Origin of the sequence: Desulfonatronovibrio hydrogenovorans DSM 9292 (genome assembly GCF_000686525.1) — a bacterium.
Classification (GTDB): Bacteria; Desulfobacterota; Desulfovibrionia; order Desulfovibrionales; family Desulfonatronovibrionaceae; genus Desulfonatronovibrio; species Desulfonatronovibrio hydrogenovorans.
On sequence record NZ_JMKT01000009.1, the window covers coordinates 238,521 to 257,332 of the forward strand.

The window sequence follows — 18,812 nt, forward strand, 5'->3', positions numbered from 1 at the left end:
TCAGGCTTTCTGCAGAAATTTGAGCTTGGATTCAGCTTCCTCCAGGTGCAGATTGTCCTCATCTTGAGAATCCAGGAGCTTAAGATGAGACTCGATTATGGACCTGAGCTTGATTTCAAAATGAGCCCGCTGCTTTTTCAGCTCAGAGATGTCTTCGTGAATCTGGGCCAGCCGTTTATGGGCATGTCTTAAAATGTCTTCAGCCTTGGACTGAGATTCCTGGATGATCAGTTTGGCCTGCTTTTGAGCATTGGACTTGATATCATCTGTCATTTTCTGGGTGGTCACCAGAGTATTCTGGAGTATTTCCTCCCTTCCTCTGTACTCCTGAATCTTTTCTTCCAGGCCTTTGAGACTGCGTTCCAAGTCCATCTTCTGTTCCGCCAGGGTCCCCACATAGTCGGCCAGCTCCTGCAGAAACATTTCAACATCCTGTTTTTTATAGCCAAACAAAGAAGAAGAGAATTTTTTGTTAAGTATGTCAATTTTGGATATGTCCATAATTTTGCGTCCTCATGCCGGGGATTGATCCGCCTATCCAACCCCAGCAGCCATTTGATAAAGGGTTTGTATAATGAACATGCGGATAAACTGGATGCCGATCAGGACAACCACCGGAGAGAGATCAATGCCGCCGAGGTTGGTAAAGGGAATCCAGGTGCGGACACGGTAAAAAACTGGTTCAGTCAGATTTCGGAGTATCCGGACAATAGGGTTGTAGGGATCAGGATTGACCCAGGACAACAGAGCTGAAATGATTACTATCCAGAAGTAAAGGGAAAGCAGGGTATCAGCTACGCTGATTATGGCAGTTAAAAAGTTGCTGAAAACGAACATCCTTCCTCCATATGAACAGGACAACATCCTGCAGGGCTTATCTTTTACAAACAGTTTACTAAATTAATCCAGATTGCGCATCAAAAAATCGCGTAGAATCCAAAAATCAGGAACAAGCATTTTTGCCTGCAAACCGTCGTTTTTGTATCCCCAGAACTGAACATCAGCTCCCTGGGCTGTTTCTTGGTCAACGATGGAGTCACCGATGAACACCATCTCTCTTGCAGAAACAGACCAGATATCCATTATCTTAAAAAGACTTTCCGGATGAGGCTTGGGCCTGCTTACATCAGATGCGGTTACAACCGGCCAGAAGTACTTATCAAGCCCAAAGGTTGCCAGAAGCAGATCCATGGTTGTTGTTCTGTTGGTATTGATTGCGGTTTTGATCTTTCTCAGACTCAAAAGTTCAAGCAGCTCAACCAGACCTTCTTCCATGCGCATATGGGGCAGTAAACTCGAATAATCCAGTTTGTCCTTGATCTTTGAAAGCTCTGATTCATAGCCCAGGGGCAGAATATGGTTGAATGATTCCTGCACCGAATGCATATGAACAAAATCTTCCTGTTCCTTGGACATGGGGGAAAGATCAAAACAGCTTCGGACCTGATTGTAAAAATGGATGTTTACATCTTTGGAATCAAAAAGGACCCCGTCACAATCGAATACTATACCCTTAATCTCTTTCAGGCCGGGGTCTTTTAAAAAAGGATTGCACAGCTGCAAAATACCTCCCGTATTACTGGGTAATGGGAAAAATTACTTAATTGCCTGGGGAAAATAATCCAGTGCTGCCTCGCGCAATTTATACTTCTGGACTTTACCACTAGCTGTCATGGGATATTCGTTTACAAAGGCCACATACTTTGGAGTCTTATATCTGGCAATCTTGCCTCTGCAGAAATCCCGCACATCTTCGGGTGCATAGTCATATCCAGGTTTGAGTATGATGAATGCCCCGACTTCTTCACCATACTTCTGACTGGGCACACCTGCAACCTGGACATCCTGTACCCCTTCCATGGTATACAGGAATTCTTCTATCTCCCTGGGATAAATGTTCTCTCCCCCCCGGATAATCATATCTTTCAGACGCCCGGTTATGCTTAAATAACCATCCTCATCCATGACCCCTAAATCTCCTGAGTGAAGCCAGCCGTCCCTGTCAATGGTTTTAGCCGTTTCATCAGGCAGATTGTAGTATCCTTTCATGGTATTGTAGCCCCTGCAGCAGACTTCTCCCTGGACTCCAGTCGGCACCTCCTGACCAGTTTCCGGATCCACCAGGCGGATTTCAACCTCGGGCATAGGCCTGCCTACAGTTTCAACCCTTTTACTGATGTCATCATCTGTTCTGGTCTGGGTCATCACCGGAGAAGACTCTGTCAGGCCGTAGCAGATGGTTATATCCTTCATATTCATTTTATCCATGACCTGACGCATGACCTTGATGGGACAGGGAGATCCGGCCATAATGCCTGTCCTGAGAGATGAGTAATCGAACTTGGCGAACATGCGGTGTTCCAGGATGGCGATGAACATTGTAGGCACACCGTAAAGGGCAGTGCATTTCTCAGTCTCTACAGAGGTCATGACCAGGAGAGGATTAAAACCCTCAAGGATAACCAGAGTGGAACCGTGGCTCACTGCAGCCAGGACCCCCAGAACACATCCGAAGCAATGAAAGAGGGGAACTGGAAGACATATCCTGTCTTCATGGGTCAGTTTCTGGTTTTCTCCAATCCAGTAGCCATTGTTGGCGATATTGTAATGGGTCAGCATAACACCCTTGGGAAAACCTGTGGTTCCTGAAGTGTACTGCATATTGACCACATCGTGAGGGTTAAGACTCTTTTGCCTGGCCAGATATTCTGAATCAGTGATCATTCCCCCCAAGGCCATGATCTCCGGTACTGAATACATGCCCCGGTGTTTTTCCTGACCCAGAAAAAGGACCCTTTTCAAGTGAGGGAAGTCATTGCTTCTTAGATGTCCCCTAGGCTTGGTCTTCAGCTCCGGAACAAGTTCATACACAGTTTGAACGTAATCAGTATCTCTGAACCCATCAATTATTACCAGGTTCTCACATTCAGACTGTTTAAGCAGGTAAGCCAGCTCATGTCTTTTGTAATAAGTATTCACAGTCAGCAGAACCGCACCAATCTTGGCAGTTGCAAATTGCAAGGCTACCCAGTGGGGGACATTGGTTGCCCAGATAGCGACCTTTTCCCCCTTTTGGACACCAATGGACATGAGTCCCTTGGCCAGCTTGTCAACCACGTCAGAAAATTCGCGATAAGTAAGCTTGTAGTCCCGGTCAACATAAACCACTGCATCATTGTCGGGATATCTCTCAACTGCTTCATCCAGCAGATGTCCAAGGGTGATTTCTCTTAACGGCTTATCCCACATAAAGTAAACTCTCCAAAATAAGATTCAACTTGAATTTCCCTGGTTTCTCCGGCTGAATGTTCCTGTGCAGAAATCAGGGCCAGACCGGAGGCATCCTTGTTCAGTATTCTTAGGAAGCCAGTCCTTTCTGAACTGCTCCTGAGAAGAAAACCTGGTTAATCCGGAAAATACAGGACAGCATATATTTCTGCAGTCTGACCGCCTCTTGAAGAAACATGGTGAGGGACAATGGAGTTGTAGTAAATACTGTCTCCAGGCTTGAGTACATGAGTTTCCTGACCATAGGTTATCTCAATTTCACCGGACACAACCACTATGAACTCTTCACCTTCATGAGATGACAGCTTCTTGTCTTTGGCAGAATCTGGGAATATTTCAATGTAAAAAGGCTCCATATGACGATCACTTTTCCCCCTGCCCAGGGAAAAGAAACGCAGAGCTGCAGGTTTTTCCGTTCCTTTAAGAAGACCGGATTCCTCCTGCCTTTCTTCAAGCCGGACAACCAGTGGGTCCTGGCTGATGGTGTCGTCCAGGAATGTTCCCAATCTTGTCCCCATGGCTCTGGCTATCTTCAGAAGCGGGCCCAGAGAAGGATACATCCCCTCTTCCTCAATGGCCATGATGTATTCCTGATCCAATCCGCTCCTGGCAGCCAGCTCTTCCAGGGTTATTTCTTCCAGTTCTCTGAACTTTTTGATTTTATGGCCGATTCTTTCCTTGATCATCCTTCCTCCTCAAGGCAATTTGAAAATAAAAATAGATCAATAGGTCATTGGGTTAATTTTGGTCAACCCGCCCTCTGGTTTTCTCCAGATTTTACATGCAGAAAAAACAAGTCGTTTTTCAGCCTGGAAAGGTGGGTGGTTTTCTGACCTGATTTCAAGACACCGGAGAAAAGCTGGAGGCCTGCAGGGAAAGGGTTATAATAATCCCTGTGGTCAACCTCTCTCCAGCTCAGACCAGCCTCCTCCAGTTCAGAAGCGGTTTCTGGATCATGGACCAGTAGAAAGACACTCCGGGGTAAAAGCATGGCAAAGGCCCATAACAGTTTTTTCCAGTCTGCAGATGTGGAAAGCCCTGATACCGGGTCCCGGTCAATATATGCAAAGTCACCATCTTCGCGTTCTATTCCAAGATCCTGGTCGAATTTTTTCCAGGTTTCACCAAGGTCCCTGTCCAGGAGACGCAGGTCAGCAACCCTTTCTTCAAATACATATTCAAGGATCAGCATTTGCTGAGCCTGCAGCAATTCCTGACTGGGCTGGGTATGATTTTTGTCTTGATCATAGGTGGAGATCTGCCACCTCAAGGCCAGGGAGGTGTCGGAATAAAAATCATCATTGTTTTTCACTCCCAGGTAAGCCATGTCAGAGGGTTTTTTGAACTGTTCTCCGAACTGAATGCTTTGATTAAGAAAAAAATTGGCTTCTTTGGGAGAAAGGACCAGCCGTTCAGGACGAAAGGCATTGGGAGTATCTTCCACAAGCCCGGGATTGAGGAAAAGAGCCAGAGATCTTAACTGCTCAGAAACAAAGTCTTCATGCATGAAAGGAAAATGGATAATCAGACTGTCTTTATTCACTGCACTCCTCAGTTGTTCAAATCGTGGTATGCCTGTCAACCCCCCACCTTTCAGGAGGGCTCGGGTTTTTTATATGAAAATACCTGTTAACTCTCAATATCTTTTTTCGGCTTAAAAACGGAATAACTGGAACAGATTCCCAGACACCGGGGTAAAAACCCAAGGCAGGAATTGCCGAAAAGATACCGGCATCGATCATCCAGTTCAGCCTGGGGCATATAAGAGGTACAAAGAGAGTCCCAGGAAATTTCTTCACCAAATCTTGAAGCCCATATGGTGTGAACCTGTTCGCTGGTCAACCTGAATACGTCAGCCTGGTGCAGCAGATGATCAAACTTTTTTTCGAGTTCAGCCAGGACTGAACACTGGACCTTGGGATCAAATCCAGGATTAAGGGCCTCCTCGTAGACACAACTGCCTAATCTGAAAAAAACACAGTTGTAGGCCGGGAACTTTTTGACTTTGTGTTGGGCCATGAATTCTCTAGCAGGCAGGGCAACCACCTGCTGAAGCGGGCCGGTCTGAAGCCGAAACCAAAGAAATATCCTTTTCAAGGGTATACAAACCATATCCACCATCCAGCACATAAAGCTGCTTTGCTCCCATACCCTTCAGGATTCTGGCGCCCTGGTAAGCCCTGGCAGAACATTCCGAATAAAGCACCAGTGGAGTGAACCTTGGAATCTCCATGACTCTTTTTTTAAGTTGATCCAGGGGAATATTAGTCGAACCAGGCAGTCTTCCTTTGGAGAATTCTTCCTTGCTTCTTACATCCATAAGGAAAAACTCAGCTCCCTGATCAGCGGACTGCTTGAGTTCAAGGGGTGTTATGCCGAGGATACCCGGCTGAGCTTTGTTTTTCAGCATGCGTGAACACCGGATCAAGGGATTGATTCCCAGACCGGGCCAGGTAAATTCAGAATCGGAAATATCCGAAATCTCTGCCTGACTGTTCATGAGACAAGCTCCAATGTTCAGCCACTCATGAGCATACATCCCAACAGCTTCCATCTCAACAAGTCTTGAGTTTGATTTATCCATGCCCATTCTAATCAGGAAGCCATTGTCTCCTGACTCAAGACCATCGTGCAACAGTGCGGATTCAAACATATCCCCGGGCCCATCCGGCCATTGATTGTCGACCCGGATACGTCCGGCAAAAAAATCTCCCAAGTTCCAGAGAGTTGCCTTGACTCTGTTGGTGATTTCCCGACCTTTTCCAGTCAAGGATGCTTCCACAATTCGCATGGCCTGAGAAAGATTTTTTTCCGGAGAAAAATCTGATGCCAGCCATTCTTCGAAATCCTGAACCTGGACCCGGACAACCTGTTTTCCATGGTCCTGTTCATTAGGGCCCTGCCCGTGACTATCCATTTCTTCCAAACCGAACTGGTTCAGATTAGTCAACTGAAGCCCGGCTGAGTCGGAGATGAAAACCGGGCCATAAGAAAGAGCCTTTCCTTCCAGACACTGGTACCAGGTTTCGAATGGATCCTGATCCAGAATCGTAACTCCCTTTTGTTTGAGCTTCCGGTCAAGACAGTACCCCACCTGTTCACTAAAGGGGTTTTCAGACCTGACCCAAATAAATTTTTTACCGCTTCTGGCCAGCACCTGAAGCAGCCCCATGTCTGAACCTACGACCACAGGTTTTTTGATATGGCTCCAGTTATTGACCAGATACTCGACAGTACTACTTAAAGGCCAGACATGAGTGTCTTGTTTTTCAAAGCTAGAGGATATTTCGGGCTTAGAAAAGATAAATACCCGGTCAAAGGAATATGACATGGTTCCCATATCGGATAAAAAGGAAACCTCGCTTTCCTGGGCATTTACTTTGATTTTGCTGACCTGCTTGGGATAATGATTCATTCTTTTTTGATAGGCATCAAATTCAACCTTGATCTTGGCTCTGATCCTGGGCCATTGGTCCGGCTCAGCTGAAGAACGGATGAGCAGGCTTAATATCTCCAACGGGTACTTTTCACTACTGTACTGGGAAATCCAGAGCAGATCCGTACTGGGCAGTGTATTACTGATAAGTCGAACCGCCTTGCCGGCAATATAGCCACCACCGATCACCACAATTCTTTTCATGAGTTTTACCTAGATTTTTTGAAGGTTATCTTGAATCAACCGACTGTAAAATAAGCATAAAGTCAAGCTTTTGCCCGACCATGTCACAATATCAGCTGACTCCAAAAACACAACCTGAAATTTTCAAGGGGTTACAGATGGTTCTTGACCGGTATTTATGTGGGGTGTATATGCCATGAATCTGCAAACGAGGGAGGCAAGAATATGTTTGGCATTGGCATGACTGAGTTAATAATTATTTTAGTGATAATCCTGGTTATTTTCGGGGCAAACAAACTGCCTGAAATAGGATCGGGAATGGGAAAAGCCATTAAAAATTTCAAAAAAGCCACTACCGAACCTGAAGAAATTGATGTGACCCCTGATGAGAAAAAAGGGGACAAGGAAGAAAACACTCAGAAAAACCAAGATAAATAAATCAAAAACCGGGGAAGCCCGGTTTTTGATTTTCCTGCCCTGTTTCAGCCCGTCATTCAGTCTTTTTTTATTCGAATTCCCTTCCATAAATAATGATCATGATTCCTGGTTCATATCAGCATGTAAAAAACTGAATCCCAGCAGGACATACCTGACCCCTGAAAAAATCGTTAAAAAGCCAACCAGGAAAACCAGGATGGAAGTCAGCAGCAGGAGTCCGGAAACATCAAATGTATAGGCAGCCATTGCCACCAGCAGCAGGATGATTTGAAAAAGGGTGTTTAGCTTGCTGTCCAAGGTGGGGTTGATCTTGTTCTTCACGTTGATCCCAAAGATATGCAGAACAAACAGCCCGCCAATGACGATCAAATCTCTGCTGATGACCACCACGATGAGCCAGAATGGAATCCATCCCTGTACCCCTAAACAGACAAATGATGTTAAAAGCAGAAATTTGTCAGCCAGAGGATCGATCATGGCCCCCAGTCTTGACCTCTGTTTAAGAACCCGGGCCAGAAAACCATCCAGTCCATCTGTCAATCCGGCCAGTACAAAGAGGGTCAGGGCCAGGATGTAATCCTCGTTAAAAAAGGCCACCACAAAAGCCGGAGTGATAAAGATCCTGATGATGGTCAGCAGGTTGGGGATGGTCCAGTTGGAACCATAGTGAACAGACTTAGTCTCCGACAATTCCGATATCCTTGTTTATTCGATATTAAATGCAACTCCCCTGGCAGGAAGGTAATTTTGCAGCCTTTTTTCCAGGGATTCAGGGTTGAGGGTCAATACTTTCCAGGTGGCCTTCATGGAGGGTACATCCGTGAAAACAGATACTATCTTTCCGGACTCCACCTCCTGTTTCCAGGCAGCCAGTATACGGTCAAAGTTCATTACTGCATCAGTAGTAGGCCAGCCCGAAGTACTCAAAATAACTACCCGGACAAACCTGTCCCGGATGTCGGGATGCCCGAAAAAATACTTCCAGAGCTCAAACCACGCCTTTTCCAGACTTTCAGCTGAAACACTGGTTTCAACATGCTGATGTCCAATGGAGCCTGACCAGGCCCCCTGGCCGGACTTGCGCAGACTAAGGACTGTCCTGGCCGTGCTGTCGACCTGGACCCCGGTAATCAGTTGCAGGTGCTGCAATTTGATTAGGTCATCAGGAGAAGCTCCACTGGTATTCAGATCGTAGCTCCAGGGATGGAGGCTGGTATAATAGACTCCTGCGTCCTGAAGTATCCTTCTCAGGGAACTGGAGTCGATGTTCACCTCCATTTCAAGGATAAGACCGTGATCAGTTTCTCTGACCGACACTCCTCTGTATCCCTGAACCAATCCTTCAACCCTGCCGTCGATATAACTCATAACTGCATGAAGTCTTTCCTGAGAAATCCGACCAGGAAGGATCAGTCCCATTTCCTGAAGCACGGCCTTTCTGAAACCAGAATCCAGTGCTCTGTCCCTGTTTTCTCTTAAGGACTCTTCCTCACTCCTGGCTTCTTCAACAGTCACCGGCTGCCAGGAAAAGGCCGTGGCCGGAAAAAACATGAAACAGAACAGGATAACTAATATACTATTTTTCATAAAAGCCTGATAAATTCTCTATCCCGGATCAATCCAGGACGATTTTGACGATGCAATTCTGTTCAGTGCTGGAAATTACCCGCTTGAACCTTTCAGCTCCCTCTTTGGTCAGAACAATATCGGAATTATTCTTTCCAGATGCCCTGTCAGCCTTGACCCACATGCTCTGGCCCCTGGTCCTGATGGTCCTGAATTCCCGTCCTTCCCTGGGGGCTCGAATGTAGGTTACACTGCTCTGCCTGGCCCGGGGTTCAGGACCCAGGGCCGACGCCCGGAAAAGAATATTGCCCTTATCATCCACAATAGCCGGAACAAGGGCCGGGTGAATCCCAGCCTGGTCAGCTTCAACGTATATAACGCAATCTCCGGACATAAAAGAATCTGCAGACCTTGACCCACCTTGGTGCGGAGGAAGGAACAGATTCCCGGGCATCAGTATCCTGGATTGTTCATCCCATAAATCGATAAGAAGAAAGACCTCTACAAGGTATTTATCTCCTGCAGTGTGGATCCTGTCCAGAACCAGGGCGTGCTGAATCAGGGCAGAAAAATCATTTTTAAGGGCTGAATCCTCCCGGAAAAGCCTTTCCAGCTCTGTTTCAGAATCAAAACTGATCCTGCCCAGTGATTCAAGAAGATTTTTTCTGGCCTGGATCATTGCCTTGCGTTCAGCAATCATGGCTTTCTCACTCATCCTTTCTCCCTGTCCTGAGTAAGATCCAGATCCTGAAGCAATGACTCGGCCTTTTGTCCAGTTGATGGACCCTGTTTCCAGCTGCCTCACATAGTTTTCCTGGCCCGGCAGATCATTTTCAGCCTGAGTTATGGAATAGGAAAAAAGGAGTAAAGCCACAATAAAGATTGGATATAATTTTTTCATGCTTCTGATTCCCGACTGTCCAGAATGCTCCTGGTTAGCTGACCAGGCAAGTGCCGCAACACAGCCTGCTTTTCCAGTGACTAAGTTAATCAAGGCCAGCCTGATCCTGCAGCTCTAAAAAACAGTCATTCAGTATAAATAACAGCCCCTGAATAATCCAAAAACTTTCCAAAGGCAAAACCTGGTTTTGGTCTGCTTGGGCTTGTAAAAACTAAATTGTCAGTATCTGATCTGGTCTGTCTGACCAGGATCTGCAAGCAGCTAAGCCATCATCCTCAGCCAAGGATTTTTCCCTGAAAATAGTGACCCCTGAAATCCTGGGAGAGGTTCAGAACATGGGAGATCAACTAGAGCAAGCTTCTCCCCTGGTCCAGCCAGTGATCTTTTGAGGCAGCACACTTCAGAGTGAGGCCGGGACAACTGCTGTAGCAAATCTGATAATGAATTAATCTCTAATACTCTTCAAGTAACTCAAAAGACATTTTTCAGAAATTTTTCGACCTGCATACTGGCTTTGGAGAAATCTCCAGGAGCAGTCCAGATTATTCCAGGTTCTTTTCTGAACCAGGTAATCTGGCGTTTGGCATATGCCCGGGTGTTTTTCAGCCAGAGGGATTTAGCCTGCTGGAGGTCCATTTCCTTTTCAATGTATGAGATAATCTCTCTACATCCAATTCCGGAAAAACCAGGAAGGGAAAAATTCTGTCCGGAATACTCATATGCCCTTTGCACTTCGTCGATAGCCCCCCGGCCGATCATTTTCTCGATTCTCAAGGCCAGAAAAGGAGTAAGTTCTTCCAGGTCAGTTTTGATTCCAAGTAACAGGGCTTTATAGCGCGGTTTCTTGTTCTGCCTTTCATGCCACTTTGAAATGGGTTCTCCAGTAGTTCTGTACACCCCCAGGGCCCTGGAAATCTTCTGCCTGTCTCTGGCAGTTATGGTTGAGGAGTAAACAGGGTCGACCCTGGACAGTTCTTGGTACAAGGTCTCAATACCGTGGTTAGATAGCTCTTTTTGAATATCTTTTATGATCTGGTCCGGAATTTTCGGGATTTCAGCCAGGCCATAAATCAGGGACCTCAGATACAGTCCGGTTCCACCAACCAGAAAGGGAAGCTTTTTTCTTGAGGCGGTCTTATTAATGGCTGAACTGGCCATTTCAGTAAATTTGCCTGCGCTTATTCCCTTATTGATTTCAAGGAACCCGTAAAGATGGTGAGCACAGAGTTTTTTATCCTCCGGGCTGGGCTGGGCTGTAATTATCTCTAGGCCCTTGTACACCTGTCTGGAATCAAAATTAATGATTTCCAGAGAAAAATTCCGGCTCAGCTCAAGGGCCAGGTCGTTTTTGCCGCTTCCTGTGGCTCCCAGTACACAGACAATGGGAGTAAGTCCGGTTTTATCAAAATTCATAACAAGCTGAAAACAGGATCAGAGATGACCGTATTTTTGGTAAAGTTTTTTTTCAACTTCAGGTGGAACCAGGCCTTTGATGTCTCCCCCGAGCTTGGCTACATCTTTGATAATGGTCGAACTGATATAAAGCCACTTATAATCGGTCATTAAAAAAACCGTTTGGATGTTACGGTCCAGTCGACGATTCATCAGGGCCATCTGGAATTCATATTCAAAGTCGGCTACAGCCCGCATCCCCCTTAAAATAGCGCCGGCCCTCTGGGTACGCACGTAGTCCACCAGCAGACCTTCAAAAGGTTCGACCTTGACTCCGGGCCTGCCATTGAAAGCGCTGGAAGCCATTTCTACCCTTTCCTCCAGACTGAAAAGCGGATTTTTGGGTGAATGCAGGGCTACCGCCACAATTATCTCATCAAAAATATCCAGACCCCTGAGAACCAGGCTGACATGGCCATTGGTCAGAGGGTCAAAAGTGCCTGGATAAACTGCTGATTTTATGTTTTTTCCCATAACAATATCCTTGTCTGTCCGAAATTTCTGTCTCTTATCAATGCCAGTCCGGGAAAGTGATCCAGAGACTGTGCTGAATCATATTCAGTCTCAGCACTTATCAGGGTTCCAGAGACCAGAGCCGGGCCGAGCAGGAGGTTGTTGAGCACAGGTTCCATGAGCCCCTGGCCATACGGAGGATCAATAAAAATGAGGTCAAAATGCCCAAGGTCCTTTTTAGCCGAATAATTAAGGGCATCGGCTTTGATCAGCACAGCCCTGTTTTTTGAAATGTCCAGAGCAGCAATGTTTTCTCTGATAATGGAACAGGCTAAAGCACTCTTTTCAATAAAGTGAACTGAGCCGGCTCCCCGGCTCAGGGCTTCAAAACCCAGAGAACCGCTTCCGGCAAAAATATCCAGAACCCTGGCCTTGCTCCAGTCAATGCCCATGGACTCCAGCATGGAAAAAAGGGATTCCCTGACTTTGCCGGTAGCCGGACGATAGCCGGGACCTGAGCCTGTCTTGATAATTCTTCCTTTAAACTTACCAGAAATTATTCGCATGAGTCAGCAGATTATTTTTTCCGGGTATCTCCATCAAAGTCTACAGAGGCCAGAAGTCTGGAAAGAATAGTCCCGGCCTCCAAAGCATCGTCACGCAGTTCAACCTGCTCATTCCAGCCCATGTGGCTTATCCGGTCCTGGCTGTTGCGCAGTCCACTCACCTTGGTTTCAAGTTCTGAAAGCACATAATCCCAGTTTATCCTGGGTACTTCTTTTTCCGTGGGCATGGAGGCCTCGAAAATCCGATTGGGCTTTAAAATGCATTCTTCCAGGTAATCCGGAATATGCACTTCATGACCGAATCTTTTTTCAATGAGCCTGGCCAGGACTTTCTGATTTTCATATTCTCCGTGCATCAGAAAGACCTTCATACCATGGTTCTGAAAACATGAAAGCCATTCCAGAAGATGACTTTGACCAGCATGAGCTGAAAAGCCGTTAATGGTGAACACCCTGGCATTGACCGCCAGTTCTTCACCCAGGATCTTTATGGTCTTGGCACCGTCAACTATTTTTCTTCCAGGTGTGCCCTTGGCCTGAAACCCTACAAAAACAATACTGGCTCCTTTTTTCCAGATATTGTGCCGCAGATGATGTTTGACCCGGCCAGCATTGGCCATTCCGCTGGCAGAGATGATTATGGCCGGGCCATTGTAGGAATTAATGGCCATTGATTCCTTAGGGCTTTCAGTCAGCTTGAGCCCGGGTAAGCGCAGAGGATCTTCACCGGCCTTGAAAAGTTTCCTGGTTTTGACATCAAAGTATCTGTAATTTTTGCTGAAAACCTGAGTAGCCCTGATGGCCAGAGGGCTGTCCAGAAAAATGGGGACATCCTGGGGCAGTCGCCCTTCCTTGTGTAAGAGATAAAGAGAATAAAGGACTTCCTGGGTTCGTTCCAGGGCGAATGCCGGAATGATGACCTTCTGGCCGTGCTTATAGCTGTAGTCAATCGCTTCCAGGAGTTCATCCCGGCTCTGATCTTCATTTTTGTGGTCCCGGTTTCCATAAGTTGATTCAAGAAAAAGAAAATCAGCCACCTCGGAATAACTGGGATTTCTGACCAAAAGCTGGTTTGGCCGGCCCAAGTCTCCGGAGAAAACAAGTTTGACTTTTTTATCGTCCTTTTCATCCACCCTGATTTCAATAATTGATGAACCAAGGATATGACCGGCATCTTTGTACAAAACATTGATGCCGGGCTTGGGAGTGAATTCTTCATTATACTCCACCGGGGTCAGCATGGCCAGGGCCTTGTCCACATCAGCCTGGGTATAAAGGGGATCCAGTGTGGGCCTCCCATGCCTGGAGCGTTTCTTATTTTTCCATTCAGCTTCCATCTCTTGAATGTAAGCACTGTCCTTAAGCATGATTTCTAAGAGATCCATGGTTGGGGGAGTAACATAAACCCTGCCATTGAATCCGTCTCTAACCAGTTTAGGCAACAGGCCGCAGTGGTCTATATGGGCATGGGTAATCATGATGAATTCAAGCCCGCCTGGATTATACACATCAGTGTTCCAGTTCCTTTTTTCAATTTCACTGTTTCCCTGATGCAGCCCGCAGTCAACTGCGAACCGGGAGCCGTTAACCTCCATTGCATAGCATGAACCGGTGACTCCTCTGGCCGCGCCTAGAAATTTGACTTTCATAAACAGTTCCTTTTCTTGAACAGCAATGTGTTATTTGGGGTGTTCTCTGATTCCGTTTCTATCCAGGATGGCTTCTCCGCCTAGGATTTCATCCGGCAGATCCTGAATACTGTTAATCCAGTTCCAAAGGTGTTCAAAATAAATTTTACTCTCCCTGCCCTGTGCGCAGATTTTAAAACTTTTGAAAATCCCGCAAAGCCCGGTTTCCAGAATCTGACTGTTAGGCAATTTCAGGTCAAGACGGTTCATGGATGAATCAATCCTTTTTAATAGGCCTGTAAAGCATTCCAGGTTGCAATCAGCAGCTATTATACATATCCGCCCATGGTCCATGCCAGCTACCTGGTCGTAGTTGCGCAGGGTACGAAGCAGAAAGGCCATCAACTCTGTCCTGGCCTGCCTGTAGAAATCAGATCCATGGTTGATTTCAATCCAGTCACGCCGATACAGGTCCAGGATTGCCACTGACAGCCAGGATTTTTTCCGGCTCAGCCTGTTGACTTCCTCCTGCAATATTCTTTTAAGTCCGGAAATATTCAAGGCTCCGGTGGACGAATCCAGATAAATCAGTTTCCTGAGCCGCTGCATCTCTTCAACACTGTCCAGGGCCGCCGCCAGCCTCCAACGCAGTTCACAGGCCAGAAAGGGACGGATCAGAAAGTCTTTGGCCAGAGGAGTGCTTTCGCATATATCCACCCGCTGGTAATCTTCACCCACCAGAATAAGGTAGGAAAAAACCGTTTTGGCTGATTCCTGACGCTTTCTGACAATCCTGCAGAATTCCAGGCCGTCTATTCCGGTATAATCAGCAGAAACAAGGGCCACTGAAAACAGTTCGTCTTCCATGGCAGCCAGTCCGGCAAAATGGGAACTGACCACCACCGATTCCAGCCCCATGGAGTCAGTGACTCCGAGCAATTCTTCCAGACGGGATTCATCAGGCTCTACAATAAGTATTTTTTTCATATCCAGTCCGCCTGACCCGGTCATCCGGATCTATCCATGTTAATCAGTTTTCAGACCATCCTCAGGCTGGTCACCCCCCTGACCGGAAGCTCCACCACAAAAATGGTTCCCTGAGGCTTATTGCTCTTGACCCGGACATATCCACCATGATCAGCCACGATGGATTTGACAATGGCCAGACCCAATCCAGTACCTTCTTTTTTACTGGAATAATATGGTTCGAACATTCTGGCCCTTTCTTCAGAGCTGAGTCCTGGACCGTTATCTGCAACTTGAACAAAAACCCTTTTAAGCTGCTCATCAAAATCAAGGTTTACCTCAACAAGACCGTTGGTTTGCCCTGTCAGGGCTTCTGAGGCATTAAGGAAAAGATTAAGAAAGACTCTTTTCAGGGCATCCCGGTCAAAGCTGAATTCTGGCACTGGATTGATCTGCTTGAGATCCCAAGTGATTTTTCTGTGACTCTGGCTGAACATAGAGACCACTTCCTCCAGAAGTGTATCCAGCCGGTCAAGCTTGAGCCTGACTTCAGGGAGTTTGGCAAAGGCAGAAAATTCTCTGACCATCTCCTGCATATTCTCAACCTGCCTGACTATGAGCTGAGTGCTCTGGGTAAAGGAAGGGTCGGTTATCATGCTGCTGAATTTTTTTTCAAGGCGCTGGGCCGAAAGCTTGATGGGTGTCAGGGGATTTTTTATTTCATGGGCGATGCGTTTAGCCACCTCTCTCCAGGCAGCCAGGCGCTGCATTTTTTCCAGTTCGGTTATGTCTTCAAATACAGCCACAACACCGTAGTCGTCGCCTTTTTCAGCCTTCAAAATTACTGCATTGACCAGTATTTTGACCATCTTGCCCTGGACATCAATATCCAATTGCCTTTGCCATTGGGACTCAGGGAGGTCTGAAAGCTGGTTTAGAACCTCCTTGATCAGGGCTCCGTATTCCCCGCTAACCAGGTCCAGGGGATATCTTCCTATGACCTTGGTGCTGTCCAGTCCAAGGATAAACTCGGCAGCCTTGTTAACAGTAGTAATTTTCCCGTCCTGATCCACTGAAACCACTCCAGCTGTAATGTTATCCAGAACAGCCTGCATATATCTGCCTCTTGCTTCCAGCTCTTCGTTTTGGGCAGAAAACCTGAGATTGGCCTGGGTCAGGTTATTCTGGGTCTTTTCCAGATCCATGGCCATCTTGTTAAAAGACCGTACCAGCAGGCCAAGCTCGTCGTCTGAATGATCCTCCAGCCGGACTTCCAGATCCCCCCTGGCGATTCTCTGAGTGCCTTCGGCCAAGGCCATGACCGGCTGGGATATTTCCCTGGACAGCTTGAATCCATACCAGATTGAACCGAAAATAATGACCAGGGTTATGACTCCCAAAATGGTGTACAGAGCCACTTTTAAAGGATACTTGATGGTTTCAAGCTTTCGGTATTCATCAAGACCCTGGACGATTCCTTCCAGCCTGGCTAAAAGGCCAGGTTCAACAGTCTGCCCCACAACAAGAAATCCGGTCTTGGCGCTGTCAACAGGCATGACTCCCACGACCAGGTCCCCGGTATCGCTGGGCCACAACCCGGTCCAATAGATTGGACGCTCCAGAAGGTCGGACCAGGGAATGTTATCTTTAATCAGGGGCCAGTGACTGTCCCATTCATCATTTGCGAACCAGTTCTGCTCCCGCAGATTCGGAGTAATTACTCCCATAAGGGTCAGATCATACTCCCTGCTTTTTTTATCTTGCAGGAATGAATCCATTCCCCGTCCACCCCAGAGAAATTCCTGCTGTCTGATTTGATCCAGGGTCGATTCCGCCCTGACCTCAAGACCTTTTTTAACAGAGTTATAAAACAGCTGTCCGACCTCCAGGGCCTGGTTCATGGAACTGGCCACCTGTTCTTTGAACCAGTAGTCTACTGAGGTCTGGACGAATCTTACAGCAATAAAGAACATGAGCAGGGTCGGGATGATGGATAAAGAAACAAAGGCCAGGACAAGACGGGTCCTGAGTTTTGACCCCAGCACCTTTCTGCGCCGCTCAACTATTAGTTTTAATATGTTTCTGACTACCAGAAACAGGACAAGGAGAAGAAGGATAAAGTTGAGGTTGAAGAAAGCCAGAAAGAGATAGGAATCCAATCCAAAATAGCGCAATTCAACCCAGGTCAGCATGCCAATAAGCCCGACAGCTCCCAGGACCAGCAGAAAGTCGCGGCGTCTTTTTTTTGTTTCCCTGATCTGGACTTCGGAAAGGGTTGTAGTAGTGTGCAGATTCATGGTCAAAGTTGCTTCAGGATTGCTGAATTATAAAAATTTGATCCATTCATAACCAGATCAAAAGTCCTTAACCAGAACTGAACTGTTATCTGTAACTGAGCTTTCTGGCTGTAGTTGCATTCACTCCAGGGGCTGACGGCAGTTTCACCCACCTGACAGAGACTCTCTGGGCATTTTTAAGTTGAGAATAAATCAGTTCAGGTTAAAGGGAAAACTCCATGTCGTACCGGATGGAACTGGCCAGGTCCCAGGACCAGAAGAACAGTGTCCGTTTGATCCATTTAGGGACTCCCTTTGAAATAAGCCTGGCCTCAATCCTGACAACATGCTTCCGGCCGATATCCAGATCTTCAATAGGCAGAAGGATTGCATCCATTGCATGGAAAAGCTTTGTAAAGTCATCGTGATCAAAAGAGGGCAGGCTGCGCCTGTGAGCAGGAAAATTTATCACGTATTCGCCGGACAAAAGATCTTTTTCCAGACCAACTTCAATCTCTTTTGATAAAAGAGACTTGTCCCGGAGTAAGACCCGGCTTCTGAGTAAATCAACATTGCAGACAAGAGCAACCTTGGTTCCGTTGTCAAGAGCTGTCCTGACCCTTTCAAAATCGTCTACTTCTACGGAAAATCTGGCTACCAGCCTTCCTTCGTAGGTATCAATGAAAAAGTTAGACAGGTCCAGACGCTGGGCATGAGTAGTCCCAGGGACCAGTATTACCCACATCATCAGCCCCATGGACATGTAAATAAAAAAGCGGTTGATCATTGACTTCCAGGTGGATATTAAATCTGTCATATCCAATGGTTATTCAAACATGTCAGCCATGGCATAAAGCCTGCCGGGCTTTTTATCCGCCAGCCACTTGGCAGCCCTGACAGCTCCCTGGGCAAAGGTCTCTCTTGAATGTGCCCTGTGGGTCACCTCAATTCTTTCACCCGGACCGAAAAAATAGACGGTGTGGTCTCCCACCACGTCACCACCCCTTAAGGTCTGCACTCCGATTTCGCCTTTTCTGCGCTCACCGATCATCCCTTTCCGAGAGAAGACTCCAGCCTCATCCAGGTTAACGCCTTTGGCATCAGCCAGGACCTGAGCCAGCTTTAAAGCAGTACCCGAAGGCGAATCCTTTTTAAACTTGTGGTGGATCTCCATTAATTCCAGGTCGTATTCATCGCCCAAAAGATTCAGGAGTTCAGGCAATACTTTCAAAAGAACATTCACGCCTACGCTCATGTTCGGAGCCCAGAACAGCGGGGTCTGCCTGGCCTTGTCCTGAAGAGATTTCAGCTGGTCAACACTAAATCCTGTTGTCCCCATCACAGCTGAGGCACTACAATGGACACAGATGTCAGCCACTTCCAGACTGGCTTCAGGAGAAGTAAAATCTATGACCACGGCTCCCTTTTTTCCGGACAGGATATCTTTGAGACTGCTTGAAACAGGGCAGTCAAATCTATCCAGGCCTTGAAGCCGGTCTTTTTTTTCCACGACTCCGGCAAGCTCAAGGGATGGATCTTCAATCACCAGACCTGCAATGGTCCGGCCCATGCGGCCGTTGACACCGGTTACCACGATCGGCGTACTCATGAAAACTCCTTTTGAGAAATAATTATTCTGTTGTCAGAAGTGGTCAATCA

The 18,812-nt window shown here is 46.9% G+C and carries 20 protein-coding genes; 1 reads left to right on the forward strand and 19 read right to left on the reverse strand.

The genetic code is table 11. From position 1 onward, the window contains the following. The 8 genes from P771_RS0106430 to P771_RS0106465 form a co-directional block, all read right to left on the reverse strand. Positions 1-501 (reverse strand): DivIVA domain-containing protein, encoded by a 501-nt coding sequence (locus tag P771_RS0106430; protein ID WP_028574498.1) that lies wholly within the window; start codon positions 499-501, stop codon positions 1-3. Positions 502-534: 33 nt separating this feature from the next. After that, entirely contained in the window at positions 535-837 is a 303-nt protein-coding gene (locus P771_RS0106435) for a YggT family protein (protein WP_028574499.1), read from the reverse strand. A gap of 63 nt (positions 838-900) precedes the next feature. Beyond that, positions 901-1,563 carry an HAD family hydrolase gene (locus tag P771_RS0106440; RefSeq protein WP_035243995.1) on the reverse strand — a complete coding sequence of 221 codons (663 nt, stop codon included), beginning with the start codon at positions 1,561-1,563 and terminating at the stop codon, positions 901-903. 33 nt (positions 1,564-1,596) lie between these two features. Beyond that, on the reverse strand, positions 1,597-3,249 hold the full coding sequence (locus tag P771_RS0106445) for an AMP-binding protein (RefSeq protein ID WP_028574501.1): 1,653 nt from the start codon (positions 3,247-3,249) through the stop codon (positions 1,597-1,599). A 155-nt stretch (positions 3,250-3,404) separates the two neighbouring features. Beyond that, on the reverse strand, positions 3,405-3,974 hold the full coding sequence (locus P771_RS0106450) for a cupin domain-containing protein (RefSeq protein WP_028574502.1): 570 nt from the start codon (positions 3,972-3,974) through the stop codon (positions 3,405-3,407). Between the two features lie 62 nt (positions 3,975-4,036). After that, positions 4,037-4,831, reverse strand: coding sequence for a hypothetical protein (locus P771_RS0106455; RefSeq protein WP_028574503.1), 795 nt, complete (start codon positions 4,829-4,831; stop codon positions 4,037-4,039). A gap of 86 nt (positions 4,832-4,917) precedes the next feature. Then, positions 4,918-5,307, reverse strand: coding sequence for a hypothetical protein (locus P771_RS18255; RefSeq protein ID WP_051617163.1), 390 nt, complete (start codon positions 5,305-5,307; stop codon positions 4,918-4,920). 7 nt (positions 5,308-5,314) lie between these two features. Further along, positions 5,315-6,928, reverse strand: a complete 1,614-nt coding sequence (locus P771_RS0106465; protein ID WP_028574504.1) for a rhodanese-like domain-containing protein — start codon at positions 6,926-6,928, stop codon at positions 5,315-5,317. A 204-nt stretch (positions 6,929-7,132) separates the two neighbouring features. Between P771_RS0106465 and P771_RS18670 the strand changes: the two genes are divergently transcribed. Further along, the gene (locus tag P771_RS18670; RefSeq protein WP_084301721.1) at positions 7,133-7,345 is read left to right on the forward strand and encodes a twin-arginine translocase TatA/TatE family subunit; all 213 of its coding nucleotides are present in this window, start codon (positions 7,133-7,135) and stop codon (positions 7,343-7,345) included. 96 nt (positions 7,346-7,441) lie between these two features. Here P771_RS18670 and P771_RS0106475 read toward each other — a convergent pair whose 3' ends face one another. The 11 genes from P771_RS0106475 to dapB all read right to left on the reverse strand — a co-directional run bounded on the left by P771_RS0106475 (position 7,442) and on the right by dapB (position 18,762). Next, on the reverse strand, positions 7,442-8,035 hold the full coding sequence (locus P771_RS0106475) for a CDP-alcohol phosphatidyltransferase family protein (RefSeq protein WP_051617164.1): 594 nt from the start codon (positions 8,033-8,035) through the stop codon (positions 7,442-7,444). A gap of 15 nt (positions 8,036-8,050) precedes the next feature. Next, entirely contained in the window at positions 8,051-8,932 is an 882-nt protein-coding gene (locus P771_RS0106480) for a hypothetical protein (protein ID WP_028574507.1), read from the reverse strand. A gap of 28 nt (positions 8,933-8,960) precedes the next feature. Next, the gene (locus P771_RS0106485; protein WP_028574508.1) at positions 8,961-9,812 is read right to left on the reverse strand and encodes a TP0624 family protein; all 852 of its coding nucleotides are present in this window, start codon (positions 9,810-9,812) and stop codon (positions 8,961-8,963) included. 471 nt (positions 9,813-10,283) lie between these two features. Continuing rightward, positions 10,284-11,225 carry a tRNA (adenosine(37)-N6)-dimethylallyltransferase MiaA gene (gene miaA / locus P771_RS0106500; RefSeq protein WP_028574509.1) on the reverse strand — a complete coding sequence of 314 codons (942 nt, stop codon included), beginning with the start codon at positions 11,223-11,225 and terminating at the stop codon, positions 10,284-10,286. 18 nt (positions 11,226-11,243) lie between these two features. Next, entirely contained in the window at positions 11,244-11,738 is a 495-nt protein-coding gene (gene coaD, locus P771_RS0106505; RefSeq protein ID WP_028574510.1) for a pantetheine-phosphate adenylyltransferase, read from the reverse strand. Further along, positions 11,723-12,283, reverse strand: a complete 561-nt coding sequence (rsmD, locus tag P771_RS0106510; RefSeq protein ID WP_028574511.1) for a 16S rRNA (guanine(966)-N(2))-methyltransferase RsmD — start codon at positions 12,281-12,283, stop codon at positions 11,723-11,725. Before rsmD ends, coaD begins: the two co-directional genes overlap by 16 nt. Before the next feature lie 11 nt (positions 12,284-12,294). Further along, positions 12,295-13,932, reverse strand: coding sequence for an MBL fold metallo-hydrolase RNA specificity domain-containing protein (locus P771_RS0106515; protein WP_028574512.1), 1,638 nt, complete (start codon positions 13,930-13,932; stop codon positions 12,295-12,297). Between the two features lie 30 nt (positions 13,933-13,962). Next, positions 13,963-14,898: a PleD family two-component system response regulator gene (locus tag P771_RS0106520; protein ID WP_150112145.1), complete on the reverse strand. Its 936-nt coding sequence runs from the start codon at positions 14,896-14,898 to the stop codon at positions 13,963-13,965. Positions 14,899-14,948: 50 nt separating this feature from the next. Next, complete coding sequence (locus tag P771_RS0106525) at positions 14,949-17,174, reverse strand: sensor histidine kinase (protein WP_028574514.1); 2,226 nt, start codon at positions 17,172-17,174, stop codon at positions 14,949-14,951. 202 nt (positions 17,175-17,376) lie between these two features. Next, entirely contained in the window at positions 17,377-17,940 is a 564-nt protein-coding gene (locus P771_RS0106530; protein ID WP_028574515.1) for a DUF4390 domain-containing protein, read from the reverse strand. Positions 17,941-17,979: 39 nt separating this feature from the next. After that, the gene (dapB, locus tag P771_RS0106535; RefSeq protein WP_028574516.1) at positions 17,980-18,762 is read right to left on the reverse strand and encodes a 4-hydroxy-tetrahydrodipicolinate reductase; all 783 of its coding nucleotides are present in this window, start codon (positions 18,760-18,762) and stop codon (positions 17,980-17,982) included. Positions 18,763-18,812 lie beyond the last annotated feature (50 nt).